The organism is Pseudomaricurvus albidus (assembly GCF_018863235.1).
Classification (GTDB): Bacteria; Pseudomonadota; Gammaproteobacteria; order Pseudomonadales; family Cellvibrionaceae; genus Pseudomaricurvus; species Pseudomaricurvus albidus.
Genome location: NZ_JAHKRS010000005.1, coordinates 84,593 through 99,762, shown reverse-complemented (window position 1 = coordinate 99,762; position 15,170 = coordinate 84,593). Strand labels below are relative to the sequence as shown.

Annotated in this window: 10 protein-coding genes; 5 read left to right on the top strand and 5 right to left on the bottom strand. The window is 50.6% G+C overall.

Going from position 1 to position 15,170, the window contains the following annotated elements:
• Nucleotides 1-7: 7 nt before the first annotated feature.
• A complete protein-coding gene (gene cobA / locus KOI40_RS10130) occupies nucleotides 8-910 on the bottom strand; it encodes a uroporphyrinogen-III C-methyltransferase (RefSeq protein ID WP_216097565.1) in 903 nt (300 codons plus the stop codon).
• A 630-nt stretch (nucleotides 911-1,540) separates the two neighbouring features.
• On the opposite strand from cobA, the gene KOI40_RS10125 reads away from it, so the two are divergent.
• From KOI40_RS10125 to moaB, 4 genes are all read left to right on the top strand, one after another.
• Nucleotides 1,541-4,381: a molybdopterin-dependent oxidoreductase gene (locus KOI40_RS10125; protein ID WP_369413176.1), complete on the top strand. Its 2,841-nt coding sequence runs from the start codon at nucleotides 1,541-1,543 to the stop codon at nucleotides 4,379-4,381.
• An 80-nt stretch (nucleotides 4,382-4,461) separates the two neighbouring features.
• Nucleotides 4,462-5,448: a GTP 3',8-cyclase MoaA gene (moaA, locus tag KOI40_RS10120; protein ID WP_216097395.1), complete on the top strand. Its 987-nt coding sequence runs from the start codon at nucleotides 4,462-4,464 to the stop codon at nucleotides 5,446-5,448.
• Nucleotides 5,449-5,517: 69 nt separating this feature from the next.
• Nucleotides 5,518-6,057 (top strand): molybdopterin-guanine dinucleotide biosynthesis protein B, encoded by a 540-nt coding sequence (gene mobB / locus KOI40_RS10115; protein ID WP_216097394.1) that lies wholly within the window; start codon nucleotides 5,518-5,520, stop codon nucleotides 6,055-6,057.
• A gap of 13 nt (nucleotides 6,058-6,070) precedes the next feature.
• Complete coding sequence (moaB, locus tag KOI40_RS10110; RefSeq protein ID WP_216097393.1) at nucleotides 6,071-6,580, top strand: molybdenum cofactor biosynthesis protein B; 510 nt, start codon at nucleotides 6,071-6,073, stop codon at nucleotides 6,578-6,580.
• 145 nt (nucleotides 6,581-6,725) lie between these two features.
• Here the strand turns inward: moaB and KOI40_RS10105 are convergent, their stop codons facing one another.
• From KOI40_RS10105 to KOI40_RS10090, 4 genes are all read right to left on the bottom strand, one after another.
• Nucleotides 6,726-7,532: a transporter gene (locus KOI40_RS10105; RefSeq protein ID WP_233710177.1), complete on the bottom strand. Its 807-nt coding sequence runs from the start codon at nucleotides 7,530-7,532 to the stop codon at nucleotides 6,726-6,728.
• Nucleotides 7,533-7,816: 284 nt separating this feature from the next.
• Nucleotides 7,817-9,526 carry an amidohydrolase gene (locus tag KOI40_RS10100; RefSeq protein ID WP_216097392.1) on the bottom strand — a complete coding sequence of 570 codons (1,710 nt, stop codon included), beginning with the start codon at nucleotides 9,524-9,526 and terminating at the stop codon, nucleotides 7,817-7,819.
• Between the two features lie 219 nt (nucleotides 9,527-9,745).
• Nucleotides 9,746-9,952, bottom strand: a complete 207-nt coding sequence (locus KOI40_RS10095) for a hypothetical protein (RefSeq protein ID WP_216097391.1) — start codon at nucleotides 9,950-9,952, stop codon at nucleotides 9,746-9,748.
• A 197-nt stretch (nucleotides 9,953-10,149) separates the two neighbouring features.
• Complete coding sequence (locus KOI40_RS10090; RefSeq protein WP_216097390.1) at nucleotides 10,150-11,178, bottom strand: AraC family transcriptional regulator; 1,029 nt, start codon at nucleotides 11,176-11,178, stop codon at nucleotides 10,150-10,152.
• Between the two features lie 160 nt (nucleotides 11,179-11,338).
• Here KOI40_RS10090 and KOI40_RS10085 point away from each other — a divergent pair, with 160 nt between their 5' ends.
• Nucleotides 11,339-15,154, top strand: coding sequence for a molybdopterin-dependent oxidoreductase (locus KOI40_RS10085; protein ID WP_216097389.1), 3,816 nt, complete (start codon nucleotides 11,339-11,341; stop codon nucleotides 15,152-15,154).
• Nucleotides 15,155-15,170 lie beyond the last annotated feature (16 nt).

Below are 15,170 nucleotides of genomic sequence, written 5' to 3'. Positions count from 1 at the left end.
CTCAATATCAGGCTGACAATTTTTGAAGTTGTTTGCTGGCGGTATTCTCTTCTGACGAGAGACTTGTAAACCAATCTAATTGTTCGGCCAGATTAACCACCTGACCAACGACGATTAACGCCGGTGATTGAACAGCTTCACGCTCGACCATCTCGGCCAGATCCTGCAACTGCCCACGAACTACGCGCTGTTGCGGACAACAGCCATTTTCAATCAGTGCTGCGGGGGTCTCGGCGTGCAAACCTTCCGCCATCAAACGTTCGCTGATCATCCCCGCCTTGCTTAATCCCATATAGAAAACCAGGGTGTGATCCATACAGGCCAAAGACGCCCAGTTGATTCCCAATTCTTTTTCTGCGTGAGCGGTCACCAGAGTGCAGCCCTGGGATACGCCGCGATGGGTCAGCGGAATTCCGGCATAACTGGTACAACCTGCCGCAGCAGTCACACCGGGAACCAGTTCAACCTGAATGCCCGACTGCTTAAGGCGCAGCATTTCTTCACCACCACGACCGAAAACGAAAGGATCTCCACCTTTGATACGACAGACATTCAATCCAGCCAGCGCTTTCTCAACCAGCAACTCATTGAGCTCTTCTTGCGGAATGGAATGAGCATCCTTGATTTTACCCACATAAAAAGCGGGGGTGGACGACGGAAACAGGTCGCGAATTTCCTGACTCACCAGATTGTCAAACAGAATCAAATCTGCCTGCTGTATAACGCGCAATGCCTTGACGGTTAGCAGATCCGGATCTCCGGGGCCGGCACCAACAAGCCACACCTTGCCTGGAGCAACGCCGGCAGCGGGCTTGGAAACCTGAATCTTTACAACCTCGGTGGCAACTGAACCTGTAAAGTCGGCTTTCTCTGTCGCTTTGTTCGCTTTCACTACGTCTGTCACTGGCATGTTCATGGCCCTGCACCGTTAAATCTTGAAATGACTAGAGCAAAGACAGTGCCAGCACCCCTCGAAAAAATTAAAAAAAATAAATTCCTATATTTATCAACAAGTTATAATTTTTAATCCTTTCTTATGTTGTGATGCGCAATAACGACAAATAAACAAACAACCCCCAAAAACACACTTTAACGCACCACAATAACGCCAATACGCACCACTTTAGACCCACAAACCAGCCAATCCATTAATTGTCCAGTCTATTATTTCAATAGCACCAATATATTAAGGCACCAAAATGGCTCATAAATAGAGCGCAAAATACGCCACCGCTCATTTTTTGATCCCGCAGCCCTACAAAGGGGGCAATGCACGCCTCCTCTAATCGCGCTGCCGGATCGCGATCATTGCTACATACAGCGCTCCTAGAGGAATTCAGCAGGCAATCTCTGTGTCGCCCTTGCTGCATTCAGCACCTTTCTTATAGCTGGCCTGATTATTGCTGACTTAGAAAATAATCGCTGTATGCGGATTAAGTAACCGGCTTTAAATCTCGACACCATTAATGCCGATTTCCAACCGTTCTCTAAATAACAGCCACACTTTTTATTTTTTTGTTGTATTGCCCGGAGCATTATTGTGACCTCAGCCATTTCTAACATTGCACCATGGACCAAAAGCACTTGTGCGTACTGCGGAGTCGGCTGCGGAATCGAAGCCCGCCCGAAGCCCAATGGTCAGCTGGAAATTCGCGGAGACAAAGATCATCCTGCAAACTTTGGTCGTCTCTGCTCCAAGGGAATGGCTTTGGGTGAAACGGTAATTCCCGACGGACGCTTGCTGCATCCTTCTATTAATGGAATGCGTACCGACTGGAATAGCGCACTGGATCACGTGGCCAAAAGCTTTCAAAAAACCATTGAGGAGCACGGGCCTGATTCTGTCGCCTTCTATGTATCCGGTCAGCTGCTGACTGAAGACTATTACGTTGCCAACAAGTTAATGAAGGGCTTTATTGGCTCTGGCAATATCGACACCAACTCCCGATTGTGCATGTCTTCCAGCGTAGCGGGACATAAACGCGCTTTTGGCAGTGATACGGTCCCCGGCTGTTATGAAGACCTCGAACTGGCAGATTTGATTGTGATTACGGGCTCCAATCTGGCCTGGTGTCACCCTGTCCTGTACCAACGCATCAAAGCCGTCAAACAGCAGCGTCCGGAAGTGAAAGTGGTTTCTATTGACCCCCGCGTCACCGATACCTGTGAAATTGCTGACCTGCACATTGCCCTGCAACCTGGCAGCGATGTGGCGCTGTTTAACGGCCTGCTCAGCCATCTGGCCAGTTGCCAGAAAGTGGATGAACACTATGTTCAGCAACACACTGAAGGCTACAATCGCGCCCTGCTTCACGCTCTTGAAGATGGCTGTGATCCTGCCGCTCTGGCGGACACCCTGGGAGTCGAACTCGAAGACCTGAAACAGTTTTTCGACTGGTTTGCTCACACCGATAAAGTGGTCACCCTCTACTCGCAGGGAGTGAATCAATCCTCACGAGGTGCAGACAAGGTCAACAGCATTCTGAACTGCCACCTGGCCACCGGCCGAATCGGCAAGCCCGGCTCTGGTCCGTTTTCCCTGACAGGCCAACCCAACGCTATGGGCGGCCGTGAAGTGGGCGGGCTGGCAAATACCCTGGCAGCTCACATGGAGCTCAACAGCCCACTGCATCACCAGTTGGTCAGCGATTTCTGGCAGACAGACAAGCTGACCACCAGAGCCGGCTACAAGGCTATTGATCTGTTCGACGCCATTGACCGAGGCAAAATTAAAGCCGTCTGGATAATGGCGACCAATCCGGTCGTCAGCCTGCCCGACGCAGACAAAATCAAACGCGCCCTGACTCATTGCCCGCTGGTGGTGGTTTCCGATTGTATTGCCGACACAGATACCACTCGCTGTGCCGACGTACTGTTGCCCGCCCAGGGCTGGAGTGAAAAATCCGGAACAGTGACCAATTCCGAGCGCCGGATTTCCCGACAGCGCCGTCTGCTGCCAACACCCGGCGAAGGTAAACCGGATTGGTGGATCATGAGCGAAGTGGCTAAACGCATGGGCTTTGGCGACGCGTTTAACTACCTCCATGAAGGTGAAGTCTTTGACGAGTATGCCCGAATGACAGAACTGGATTACGCTGACCACCACCAACAGGTGAAACGGGATCTCGATCTCACAGGACTGATCAATTTAACCCCAAAAGAATACTCACAAATGCCTCCGCAACAGTGGCCTTTGGCCAAAAAGGATGAGCAGATTGAAAATAAACGCCTGTTTTCAGACGGTCGTTTTTTCACTCCCAGCGGTAAGGCTCAGTTTGTAGCTGTGCGATACAAGGCTCCGGCATCCAAACTCAGTAACAAATACCCTCTGAGCCTGAACAGTGGTCGTATTCGCGACCAGTGGCACACCATGACCCGCACTGGGCTTTCGACACGTCTGGGGGCTCACCTGCCTGAACCGTACATCTCGGTCAATCAGAAAGACGCCGACCTCTACGGACTGGAAAACGGCAAGATTGCCTCACTGACCAATGAATGGGGCTATGCACGCATCAGGGTGGATATCTCTTCCAAAGTTGCCCCCGGGCAACTGTTCATGCCCATCCACTGGACAGGCGTTATGGCCAGTGCCGGACGTGTCTGCAGTCTGGTCAGCCCGGATACCGATGCCGTATCCGGTCAGCCTGAATTCAAGTTCACCCCGGTAGCGATCAAACCCTGGCACTACCAGAGCGAGGCCCTGCTACTGAGCCCAACCGTGATTGACACGCAACAGCTGGATTATTGGGTGCGGCAGAAAGTAGATGGCGGCTATCTGTATCGGGTGGCCAGTAATGACACGCCCAAAGAGCTGGAGAACAAACTCAAGCCTTACTGCACGGAAAATCATGCCGAGGCAACCGCTACAGATCCTTTACAGTTCAAGCCCCGTGATCTCAATGCCCGCCACCTGAATTTCAGCAGTCCGAGCCGCGGCCAATACCGTTTTGCCCTGATTCATGGACAACAACTGCGTGGCTGTTATCTGGTGGCTCCGAGCCTTCAGGATCAGGATTTCGACTGGGTGCAATCCCTGCTCGACGAGCCTGTGGACGACAATGTCGAGCGATCCATTCTGACAGGTGTCGCCTCTGGCAAGCTGGCTCAGGGCAAGACCATCTGTGCCTGCAAGCAAGTGGGCAAGACGACCCTCTGCAACGCCATTCGCGAGGAGAGTTTGACTACCGTCAAGCAGCTGGGCGAATGCACCGGTGCCGGCACCGGCTGTGGCACCTGTGTGCCGGAGCTTGAACAGATTCTTGTTGAAGAGCTTGAGCAGGCTGAGGGAGAAAAACCTGTAATCTCCCCCGCAGCTAACAGTGACGCCGGCTCCTATAAACAGGCTTCTGGTGACGGTCTAATCGTAAGAGTCGGCCATTAAGTGCTTATTTACACTAGCGACTGCCGAACGGTTAGGCCACAATATAGCTGTTTTATGCCGAGACTGATCAAATATTAGCCATGAAGTTAACCGATGCCTTTGGCCGTGACATTACCTATCTGCGCCTGTCTGTGACAGATCGCTGCGATTACCGCTGCGTCTACTGCATGGCAGAAGATATGGTTTTCCTGCCCCGAGCCCAGGTACTGACTCTGGAAGAGAGCATTGAGATTTGTGAGGCTTTTGCGGAATTAGGCGTCAACAAGATCCGAATTACCGGCGGTGAGCCCCTGGTTCGCCGAGGGATAACCACCCTGTTTGAGCAAGTGGGCCAGATTGACTCCCTCAACGAATTAACGCTCACGACCAACGGTTCACAGCTATCGAAATATGCCCAGGAGCTGGCTCAATCTGGCGTCAAACGAATCAACGTCAGCCTCGACACCCTTGATCCCGAGCAGTTTACGGATCTTACTCGTTTCGGCAAACTTCAAGATGTTCTTGAAGGTATAGAGGCCGCCAGGGACGCCGGCATTGAACGCGTCAAACTGAATGCTGTCATCCTGAGAAACCGCAATCTCGATCAGGTTTTGCCGCTGGTGGAGTACGCTCTTGCTCACGAGCTGGATATCAGTTTTATTGAAGAAATGCCTTTGGGTCAGGTCACTGAACATGGACGCCAAAGTGAATTCTGTTCCAGCTCCGAGTTGCGGGAACTGATTGGACAGCAGTACAACCTAAGCCCCAGCGATCATGAAACCGGTGGACCATCCCGCTATTGGAGTATTGCTGGCTCGGGCTCTAAAATCGGTTTTATCTCACCCCATAGCGAGAATTTTTGCAGCAGTTGTAATCGTGTTCGCGTTACCGCTGAAGGCAAATTGCTGCTTTGCCTCGGCAACGAGAACGCTGTGGATCTCAAGGCAGTGATCCGACGCTATCCCGGCGAAAGAGAAAAACTCAAACAAGTTATTGTTGATGCCATGACCGTAAAACCGGAAAAGCATCATTTTTATGAAGACGATGCACCACAAATCATACGCTTCATGAATGCAACTGGCGGCTAAGCGATTTGTTTTTCTATCGTTGTTCAGAGACTCCTTCATTAACAAACCTCAGTCACGCGTAATCATTCAGTGCAAACATCATCCCCAAAAGTTTTCGGTATCACCGGCTGGAAGAACAGCGGTAAGACTACCCTTGTCAGCGAACTGGTACGCTGGTTTTGTGCTCGCGGCATCAAAGTATCAACCATAAAACACGCGCATTGCGATTTTGACATTGATCGCCCCGGCACCGACAGTTTCAAGCATCGCGAAGCCGGCGCTCAGCAAGTGCTGCTGGCATCCAGCCACCGCTGGGCATTAATGAACGAACTGCGTGATCAGCAGGAACAGGAACTCGAAGACTTGTTGCAAAAACTGGATCCAGTAGACCTGGTGTTGGTAGAGGGCTTTAAAATGGGCGATCAACCAAAAATTCAGGTGGTGCGCCCCAGCAATAATACCGAGCGCTTAAGCGAAGAAGCCCAGCCCATTGTCGCCATCGCCAGTGACCAAAATGTTTTACCGGCAGACTACGGTTGTTCTGGTCCTCTGCTCGCTCTCGATAATATCAACAGTATTGGTCTGTTTATCAGCGAATACTGTCAGCTTACCTTACAACCTGAACAATAATACGGATCGCCTTATGAGCTCAGAACTGATTCCTTTAAATTTGGCAGTACTTACCGTTTCCGACACCCGCACAGAAGAAACCGATACGTCCGGTCACTTGCTGCGCGACGCCCTTCAGGAAGCCGGCCATGTGTATTTCGATCACAAGATCGTGATCGACGACATCTACCAAATTCGTGCAGTGACGTCTCAATGGATCGCCGATGACAATATTCACGGCATTCTCATCACCGGCGGCACCGGCTTTCATGGTCGTGACAGCACACCGGAAGCCATGATTCCTTTGTTTGATAAGACCATTGATGGCTTCGGAGAATTGTTCAGACAGGTGTCTTTTGATCAGATCGGCAGCTCGACCATTCAGTCTCGCTGTGTCGGTGGACTGGCAAACCGCACCGTCATTTTCTGCCTCCCAGGGTCCAATAATGCCTGCAAAACCGGCTGGGACAATATCATCAAACCCCAATTGGACAGCCGCCAGAAGCCCTGTAATTTTGTAGGGCTGATCACCCAGCGGGATTGATGATCCCTACTGCGCAGCAACATTAGAAAAGATAAAAAAAACCGAGTCTCAATCCTCGGTTTTTTTATCTTTCTCAAAAAGAATTTATACAGCAGCGAATACATGCAGCTAAGCTAACACCAGCACAGGCGCTAAAGACATTCACTCATTTTGGAAACAAGAACGTCATAATCAAACGCACCCCGAAGCCTTCGGGGCCATTATCTGGCGTATCCACCCAATAACGCAGCCCAGCTCCCAGACTCACGGTTTGATCACCAAACTTCATCACTTTCGATGCGACAAAATTAACGGGGATTGACGCCTCATCGGCCTCCCAATCGTAAGTGGTCTCTGTATTGAACGAAAAAGTGACGGCCTGCTTGGTGGTATAGGTAATAAACGGTTGAAAAAACGTACTGTTTACATCCGCACGATCATTGTCGCCAGCATAGGACCAGATATGATTGACCAGTACGCCATTGGTCCAGGGGCCATGCTGCTGAAGCATGACCGCGGTGGGACCTGCCCCCCACTGCTCAGTTCCGAGCAGTTCATCACTGGCGGTTGGTAACAAAAAGACTGGCCCTACCCCCCAAATCCAGCCCCCCGAAGTGGGCTCTTTGGGCGAGAGAAATACGCTTTGTACCACATCGCCGATACCGGACTGGCTGCCTTCATTCGGCACGACATCATCCTGATACATTACCGGTAAAATAGTACGCGAAATCAGGTTCCAGTCATCCCCGACTGAAAAAGGTACCACTGGCTGGATATTCAATGTGTAACGCTCACCCTCGTCATCCGGACCAAGATTGTGATCGTAATTCAGCTGAAAAGGCACACTAACCAGTGATGCGACAGGATTAGCCAGTTGCTTGGCCAGAGCTTCACTGTCCGCCGCCAGCAGATCCGTTGCTAAAGTGCCACAACATACAAACAACGCCATTCGGGCCCAAACAGATTGAATCATTCAACCTCTCCTTAAGTATAACCAACATTCACATAGCTCAGCCGGATCAATTCCTGCCCCAGAGTCCCTCAATTGATCAAATCTTTTCAATGTTTCTAAAGAGATTGAAGTTAATTGAGGCAAAGTCCCACTAAAGATAGTCCATGAATGCAAACAGAGGGAGTTTTAAACATCTCTAATCAAAAATGCGCCATTATTCAAATTTAAGACATAAAAAAACCGAGCCAATGAGATGTCTTACAACACTCTCAAACAGCTCGGCTTTTTAACAGATTACTCTTTGCTTACAGCTTAAAAATGGTTTTTCCGCGAGCAATGGTTTCCAGAACAGGAATGTCTTTCAGCTCGTGAGGGTCTATATCTAAAGGATTTGTTCCTAAAATAACCAGATCCGCTTGCTTGCCTTCCGTCAGAGAACCTTTGGTATCCTCTTCAAAATACTGATAGGCGGCGCCCAATGTAACTGCGTGCAAGGCGTCTTTGGCAGAAATCCGCTCATCCGGCCCCAGCACCACGCCTTTGCGGGTTTCACGATTTACGGTGGACCACAACAGACGCATCATATCCGGTGGTACCACTGGAGTATCGTTGTGAACGGTAAACGGAATCCCTTTTTTCAAAGCCGTTCCCGTAGGGCTGATGCCAAACGCGCGCTCGTCACCAAAACTCAGGCGGTGCCAGTCACCCCAGAAGAATGGGTGCGCAGAATAAAAGGAAGGAATCATTTTCAGCTGCTTGGCACGATCCAACTGGTCTTCACGCATCAGCTGGGAATGGATAATCACCGAGCGATGATCAGGAATCTCCTGACCGGCAAAAGCTTCCTCGACACTGTCCAGTGCCAGATCGATGGCGGCATCACCATTCGCGTGAACCAGAATTGGAATACCCGCCTGCAGTACTGCTTTTGCCTCCGCTTTATAAGCTACGGGATCAACAGTCGGATAAGCGGTGTAACCCTCTTCGGCACCATCCGGCAGCTCATGGTAGTGATGAGTCATCCACGCAGTACGGCCTTGCGGAGAACCGTCGAGGCTGAACTTGATCCCGGATACCCGCAAGCCGTTGGTATACTCAGTTTCAAACAGGGTTTTCGGATCTGCACCATTGAGCATGGTGGCATGGGGAAATGCGGTAATGTCAGCGGTCAACAAGCCCTGCTGGCCCATAGCCTTCAACATTTTTACGTCGTGTATTGCTGTTGCGCCATCCTGGATGGTGGTAACCCCATAGCTGGCGAAATAAGTCACCGCCTTGGCAATTTGCTGGGCCAGTTTCGCCGGATCTTTTGCACTGGACTCAAAATACGGCATCATGAAAGGATAGATGGCTTTTTCTTCCAGAACACCATTGGGCACATTACTGTCGGCAAACCGGCGAATAACACCACCATCCGGGTTAGGCGTATCCGCGTTCATACCCACTGCCGCCAGTGCCGCCGAGTTTACTGCAGCCAAGTGACCGGAGACGTGCATCAAGAAAATCGGATAGTCAGTCGAAATCGCATCCAGATCCTCACGCGTGGGATGGCGATTTTCCGCCAACAGGGAATCGTCATAACCATACCCCATAACCCACTCACCCTTAGCGGGCTTGGTATTGGCAATGTGGGCTTTCATCAGTTCGACAATATCACCGATGTTTTCTGCGGGACCTACCGGAGGTGAAGAAGCATTGGCAAAGTTAATCATACGAGCTGCCATGGTAAAGTGACCATGGGCATCGATCATGCCGGGGATCAGGGCTTTATCACCCAACTCAACCACATTCGTTTGCTCGCCAATGTAGGCTTTCGCCTCTTTTTCATCGCCAACGAAAACAATTTTGTCACCACGAATTGCCACCGCATCCGCATCGTCTATGGCAGGATCCATCGTAATGATGTGCTCCCCCAGAAAGACTTTGTCCGCAGGCTCAATAACCGCTGCCAGCGTGCTGATCGATGGCAATGTCAATGACAGAGCCATCGCCAATTTGGCAAAACTTCGCTTCATGATATTTTCCTATTACCGATTAAAAATACGCGTTCCAGTCCAGGCTGGAGCCATACCTCAATAACAATACGTCTGACCCGTTTGATAAAGAACCAGTTCGCCAGAAAACAACTAACCAGTCTTTAATCGCTCAAAAAACCATCAGCTTTAAAATTCCAATAGTCCAATACAGAAAAACCGAGCATAAAGCTCGGTTTCTCAGCGAGGAATGAGATCCTATTAACGTTTATAAATTGTCTTGCCGTGTGAAATAGTTTCCAGCACAGGTATGTCTTTAATTGTTTTTGGATCTATTGTCAGAGGGTTCACTCCAAGAATAGTGCCTTTGCGAGTTTCACGATTAACCGCTACCCAGAGCAAACGCATCATATCCGGCGGTACAACAGGCGTATCGTTATGGATGGTAAAGGGAACTCCTTTTTCCAATGCAGTTGCAGCAGGGCTGTGACCACGTCACTTTCTTTATCACGGGTCTCGCCAATGTGATGGATGTGGTGTGAAGCAGGAAAAGCTAAGATATCGGCAGACCGCTTACCCTCTCCCTCCATATTCTGCTCTTTTGAGAAAGGTACCAGTTTGACTCTTAGAGCTGACCAGCAATATGAAATGTAAAAGCAGCGGCTTTAATCCCCTCTCAAGTTCCGACGAAATTCCCCTGGCGTCACCCCCATCCAATCCTTAAATGCGCGAATAAACGCACTCTGCTCAGAATACCCCAACAACATGGCTATATCAGAATAGGACAAAGACGGATCGGCCAAATACTTTTTGGCAAGACGTCTTCGCAGCCCCGCCAAGATCGAACGATAGCTGTAACCCTCATCAGCCAATTTGCGATAAAAAGTACGCAGGGAATACCCCATTTCGCTGGCCAGGCGGCTGGCCTGGGTATCGCCGTCTTTCATTGCCATCAATAATTGCTGTTGCAGCTGTTCCAAAAAATCCTCTTGGTCGCCGGGTGGGGCTTTATCTCGCGAAAATCGACTGTGCTCACGGGTTAACAATAGAGCTTCCGCCTGTCTGTCGAAAATCTTGCGAAGATAAGGGTCACTGCTGGAAATAGTCATCCACATCAAATTTGATGGAATATCGACCATCAGACAGGAAGTATTAAAGACGACCGGACACCCCAACAACGCTTCGTAGAGAGCTTTATCTTCAGGTTCGGAAAAAGGCAAACCAACCTTAACCGGCGGAATGCTTTTGCCAATCAGCGACTGGTACAACGTGATAAACAGGGCCACTCCAAACTCACAGGCAATGGGCGTATCGGCATCCTGTAAATCCCATCGGTGACTGATCACACCGCTGCTGACTTCCACCTGAGTACTGAGGTCCGTCAGCACCAGAGTCTGAAATCGGCCATAACGGGTCAATGCCTGCCCCAGAGTGCTACAGGCAGTCAGCAGATACCCCACCAGTCCAAAGTCCCTGGGTTGGACCATGCGTCCCAATTGCACCCCAAACGCCGGGACCGGAGAGATCTCATAAACTTCAGCCAGAAGTTCAGAGAAACGGAGATTGGCAATATGCGGCTGCTCAGCCAGAGCACCCAGAGTTTGCCGTAATTCTGGTGCCACAAGACTTCTCTCATCCAGATAGCGGATCAGAACGGCAATAAAGCTGGTAGGGATAACGGCTGAGTTTTTCATAGCGAGAGTATTGAGATGATGGCACAAAATGTCAACGACACAATAATCGTCAATACTTACCTCTCGTGCTTTTCTACCATACGCCACAACCGTGATCCCAGTAGCAGTACGGACCATCCCGCAACGACTGAATACAACAAAAACTCGAGGAAAGCCGCCCATGGCCTACGTGGTAACTGAAGCCTGTATCAATCACAAACATACCAATTGTGTCGATGTCTGCCCTGTAGAGGCCTTTCGCCAGGATAGCGAAATGCTCTATATCGACCCGAAGGCCTGTATTGAGTGCAACGCCTGCTTAACAGAGTGTCCAGAGCGAGCCATCTTCCCCGAAACTGCGGTACCAGAAGATCAAAAACACTATATCGCCATCAACGCTGAGAAATCCCAAGAGCTGCCAGTCATTCGTGAGAGCGTTTTTCAACAAGCGGCTACCAGCGCACAGGCTGCACTGGCCGGTCGATTTGCGGTCGTGGGTTCAGGACCATCGGGATTCTATGCCGCCGAAGCCCTGCTGAAGAACATGCCCTCAGCCAAAGTGGATATATTTGAGAAGCTGCCCACGCCTTTCGGGCTGGTCCGTTATGGGGTTGCCCCGGATCACCCGCGTATCAAGTCAGTCACCGCCAGCTTTGAGCGAATTGCAGAAAGCGATCAGGTGCGCTTCTTTGGCAACGTCAACATAGGCACGGATATCTCTACCAGTGAGTTGAAATCACTCTATCATTCCGTTGTCTACGCCACCGGAGGATCCAAAAGCCGCCCGTTAACCATACCCGGTGCCGAACTGAACAACATATTTGGGTCGTCTGATTTTGTCGGTTGGTACAATGGCCATCCTGACCATCAAGATCTGGCCCCTGACCTATCAAGCGAAAGGGCTGCCATCATTGGTATTGGCAACGTAGCACTGGATATTGCCCGCATATTGATCCTGCCTCACGATGAGCTGGCCAAAACCGATATCGCTGATCCATCTTTGCTGGCGCTAAAACACAGCCAAATCAACGAAGTCTGTCTATTGGCCCGTCGTGGCCCAGTGCAATCAGCCTTTACCCCCAAAGAACTGGAACAGTTGATCGCACTGGAAGGGCTGGATCTGATCATTAACCCGGCCGACTTGCAACTGGACGCCGAATCTGAAGCCGAGCTTGCTTTACCGGAGTTCAGTGAAGCCCGCCAAAACATGGAATTGTTACGTCTTATCGCCCAGCGGCCTTTGAGCAAGCATCCGGATACCAAGCGTATTCGCTTCATGTTTTTATCCAGCCCCGAATCCATCACGGAGCACAAGGGTGAAAAACAAATACGCATCGTACGCAACCAACTGCAACGACGTGACAACCGGGTTACCGCCGTAGCCAGTGATGAGACAAACTCACTGCAAGTCGGGTTGATTATTAACGCCACCGGTTATCAGGGCGAAGCCATTTCTGGGCTCCCATACGATGATCGTCGCGGTGTGATCACCAATGACAACGCCAGCGTGAATTCCGGAGACGCGAAAGAGTATGTCGCAGGCTGGATCAAACGAGGCGCCAGTGGTGTGATCGGCTCTAATAAGCACTGTGCCTCGGACACTGTTAATCAGCTGATGTCAGCACTGCCAGAGTCACTGGAGCCTATCGAGCAAGATGTAGAGACTCTGTTCGCAGAGCGCGGCATTGAATTCATCAGTTTCCCGGACTGGCAGTTACTGGATCAGCACGAACAACAGCAAGGTAAAATCGAAGGACGTCCCCGCCGCAAGGAGACCAACGTCGACAACATGCTGGGCGTGATTCGCAATGCCAGAGCAGCGGCGCTCGCCGAATCTGAAGCTCAAGCCAGGCTGCCGGTAGAGACCCATTACCGCAGTTGTACCCTGTGTGAAGCCATGTGCGGTGTGGAGATTCAATACCAGGGCACTAAAATCATTGCAATTTCAGGCGACGATAAGGACCAGCACAGTTGGGGGCACATTTGTCCCAAAGGCTATTCCCTGCAAGATCTCCATAACGACCCCGACCGACTGAAGAAACCTTTACGTAAAGTCGATGGGCAATGGCTGGAAGTTGAGTGGGAAGAAGCGCTCGATTACGCTGCTGAAGGACTGGCGAACGTTCAACAACAACACGGTGAAGACGCTGTAGCCGCTTACTGGGGCAACCCCACCTCTCACAACCTCGGCCTGTTGATGACAGCCAACAAGCTCCGTAAAGAGCTGAATTCCAAAAACTTGTTTACTGCAGCATCCCTTGACCAGATGCCTCACCAATTATGCTCTTATTTGATGTTCGGACACGGTCAGATTTTTACCATTCCCGATGTTGATCACACCGATTACATGCTCATGCTCGGAGCCAACCCCGCCGCCTCCAATGGCAGCCTGATGTCCGGCGGAGATATCCTGAAACGCCTGGAAGGTATTCACGAACGTGGTGGCAAGCTGGTCTTGATTGATCCGCGCAAAAACGAAACCGCCATTTACGCTCAAGAACATCACTTTATCCGCCCGACAACCGATGCCATCTTCCTGGTAGGGTTGATTCAGCACATCATACAAAAAGAGCTGTATAAGCCGGGACGACTGAAAAACATGATGTCTCACTGGGGGGAACTGCTGGATTTATTCAATATCTTCCCCATGTCCAAAGTGGCTGAAATAACCGGAATCCCGCAAGCCGACATTGAGCGCATTGCCGAAGAGTACGCCGCCGCAGACAAAGCGATTTGTTATGGGCGTATGGGCATTTCCGCCCAGGAGTTCGGTGCTTTGAATCACTATTTGATCAACACCCTGAACATCATCACAGGCAATCTGGACAACCGTGGCGGCATGATGTTTACAAAACCCGCTGTGGATTCAGGGATACAACCAAGCCAGGCTGGCAGTTTTAATACCTACCAAAGTCGTGTTCGTGGACTGCCCGAATTTAATCGCGAACTGCCCTCCTCGGCCATGGTTGATGAAATGACGACTCCCGGCGAAGGTCAGGTAAAAGGCTTCATCTGTATTGCCGGGAATCCAGGGCTGTCGACGCCCAATGGCCGCTTACTGGACAAGGGGTTGAGCGAGCTCGATTTTATGGTTTCACTGGACTTTTACCTCAACGAAACGTCCCGACATGCCGATATTATCCTGCCACCAACCGGCCCGCTGGAGCATGAACAATACGACATCGTCTTCAACCTGTTATCCGTACACAACGTCGCCAAGTTTTCTGAAGCACTATTCCCTCACTCGGAGGATACACTGTCAGATTATGAAATCATGACCGGTTTAATAGACCGATTGGCTAAACTCAAGCGCGGGGCTGAGCCCAAGAAACCCATGCCACTGAAGACCATGCTGGATTACGCGTTGCGCGCCGGCCCCTACGCTGAAAGCTTTGATGAATACAATGGCAATGAGGTGACTCATCATACTGAGGGGCTGACACTGGAGAAACTGAAAGAATTCCCACACGGCTTGAATCTTGGACCACTGCAACCTGGTTTCCCTGATCTCTTGTTTACGGAAGACAAGAAGATCAACATGATGCCGGAACCGTTTCTTCAGGACCTCGAGCGGCTCAAGGCTTTTGCGGATTCAATCCAGAATGAGACCAAGCTGAAGCTTATTGGCCGACGGGATCTTCGCACCAATAATTCCTGGATGCACAACAGCCAACGTTTGGTAAAAGGTAAAGACCGTTGTGGCTTGTTTATAAACCCTGTTGATGCTCTGTCATTAGGTTTGGATAACGGCTGCAAGGCGAAAATCAGCTCCCGCGTAGGAGAACTTACCGTGGTTATTGAAGTAACCGACACCGTGATGCCCGGTTCAGTTTGCCTGCCTCACGGTTGGGGTCACGATCTCGAAGGTGTACAGTTGCGGGTAGCTCAGACAAATCCTGGCATCAATTCCAACGATCTCAGCGACGAGCAGTTAGTGGATCAACTGTCCGGCAATGCTGTTCTGAACGGTATCCCTGTAGAGGTCAAGGCGCTGTAAATCACGCCTTGCAAAA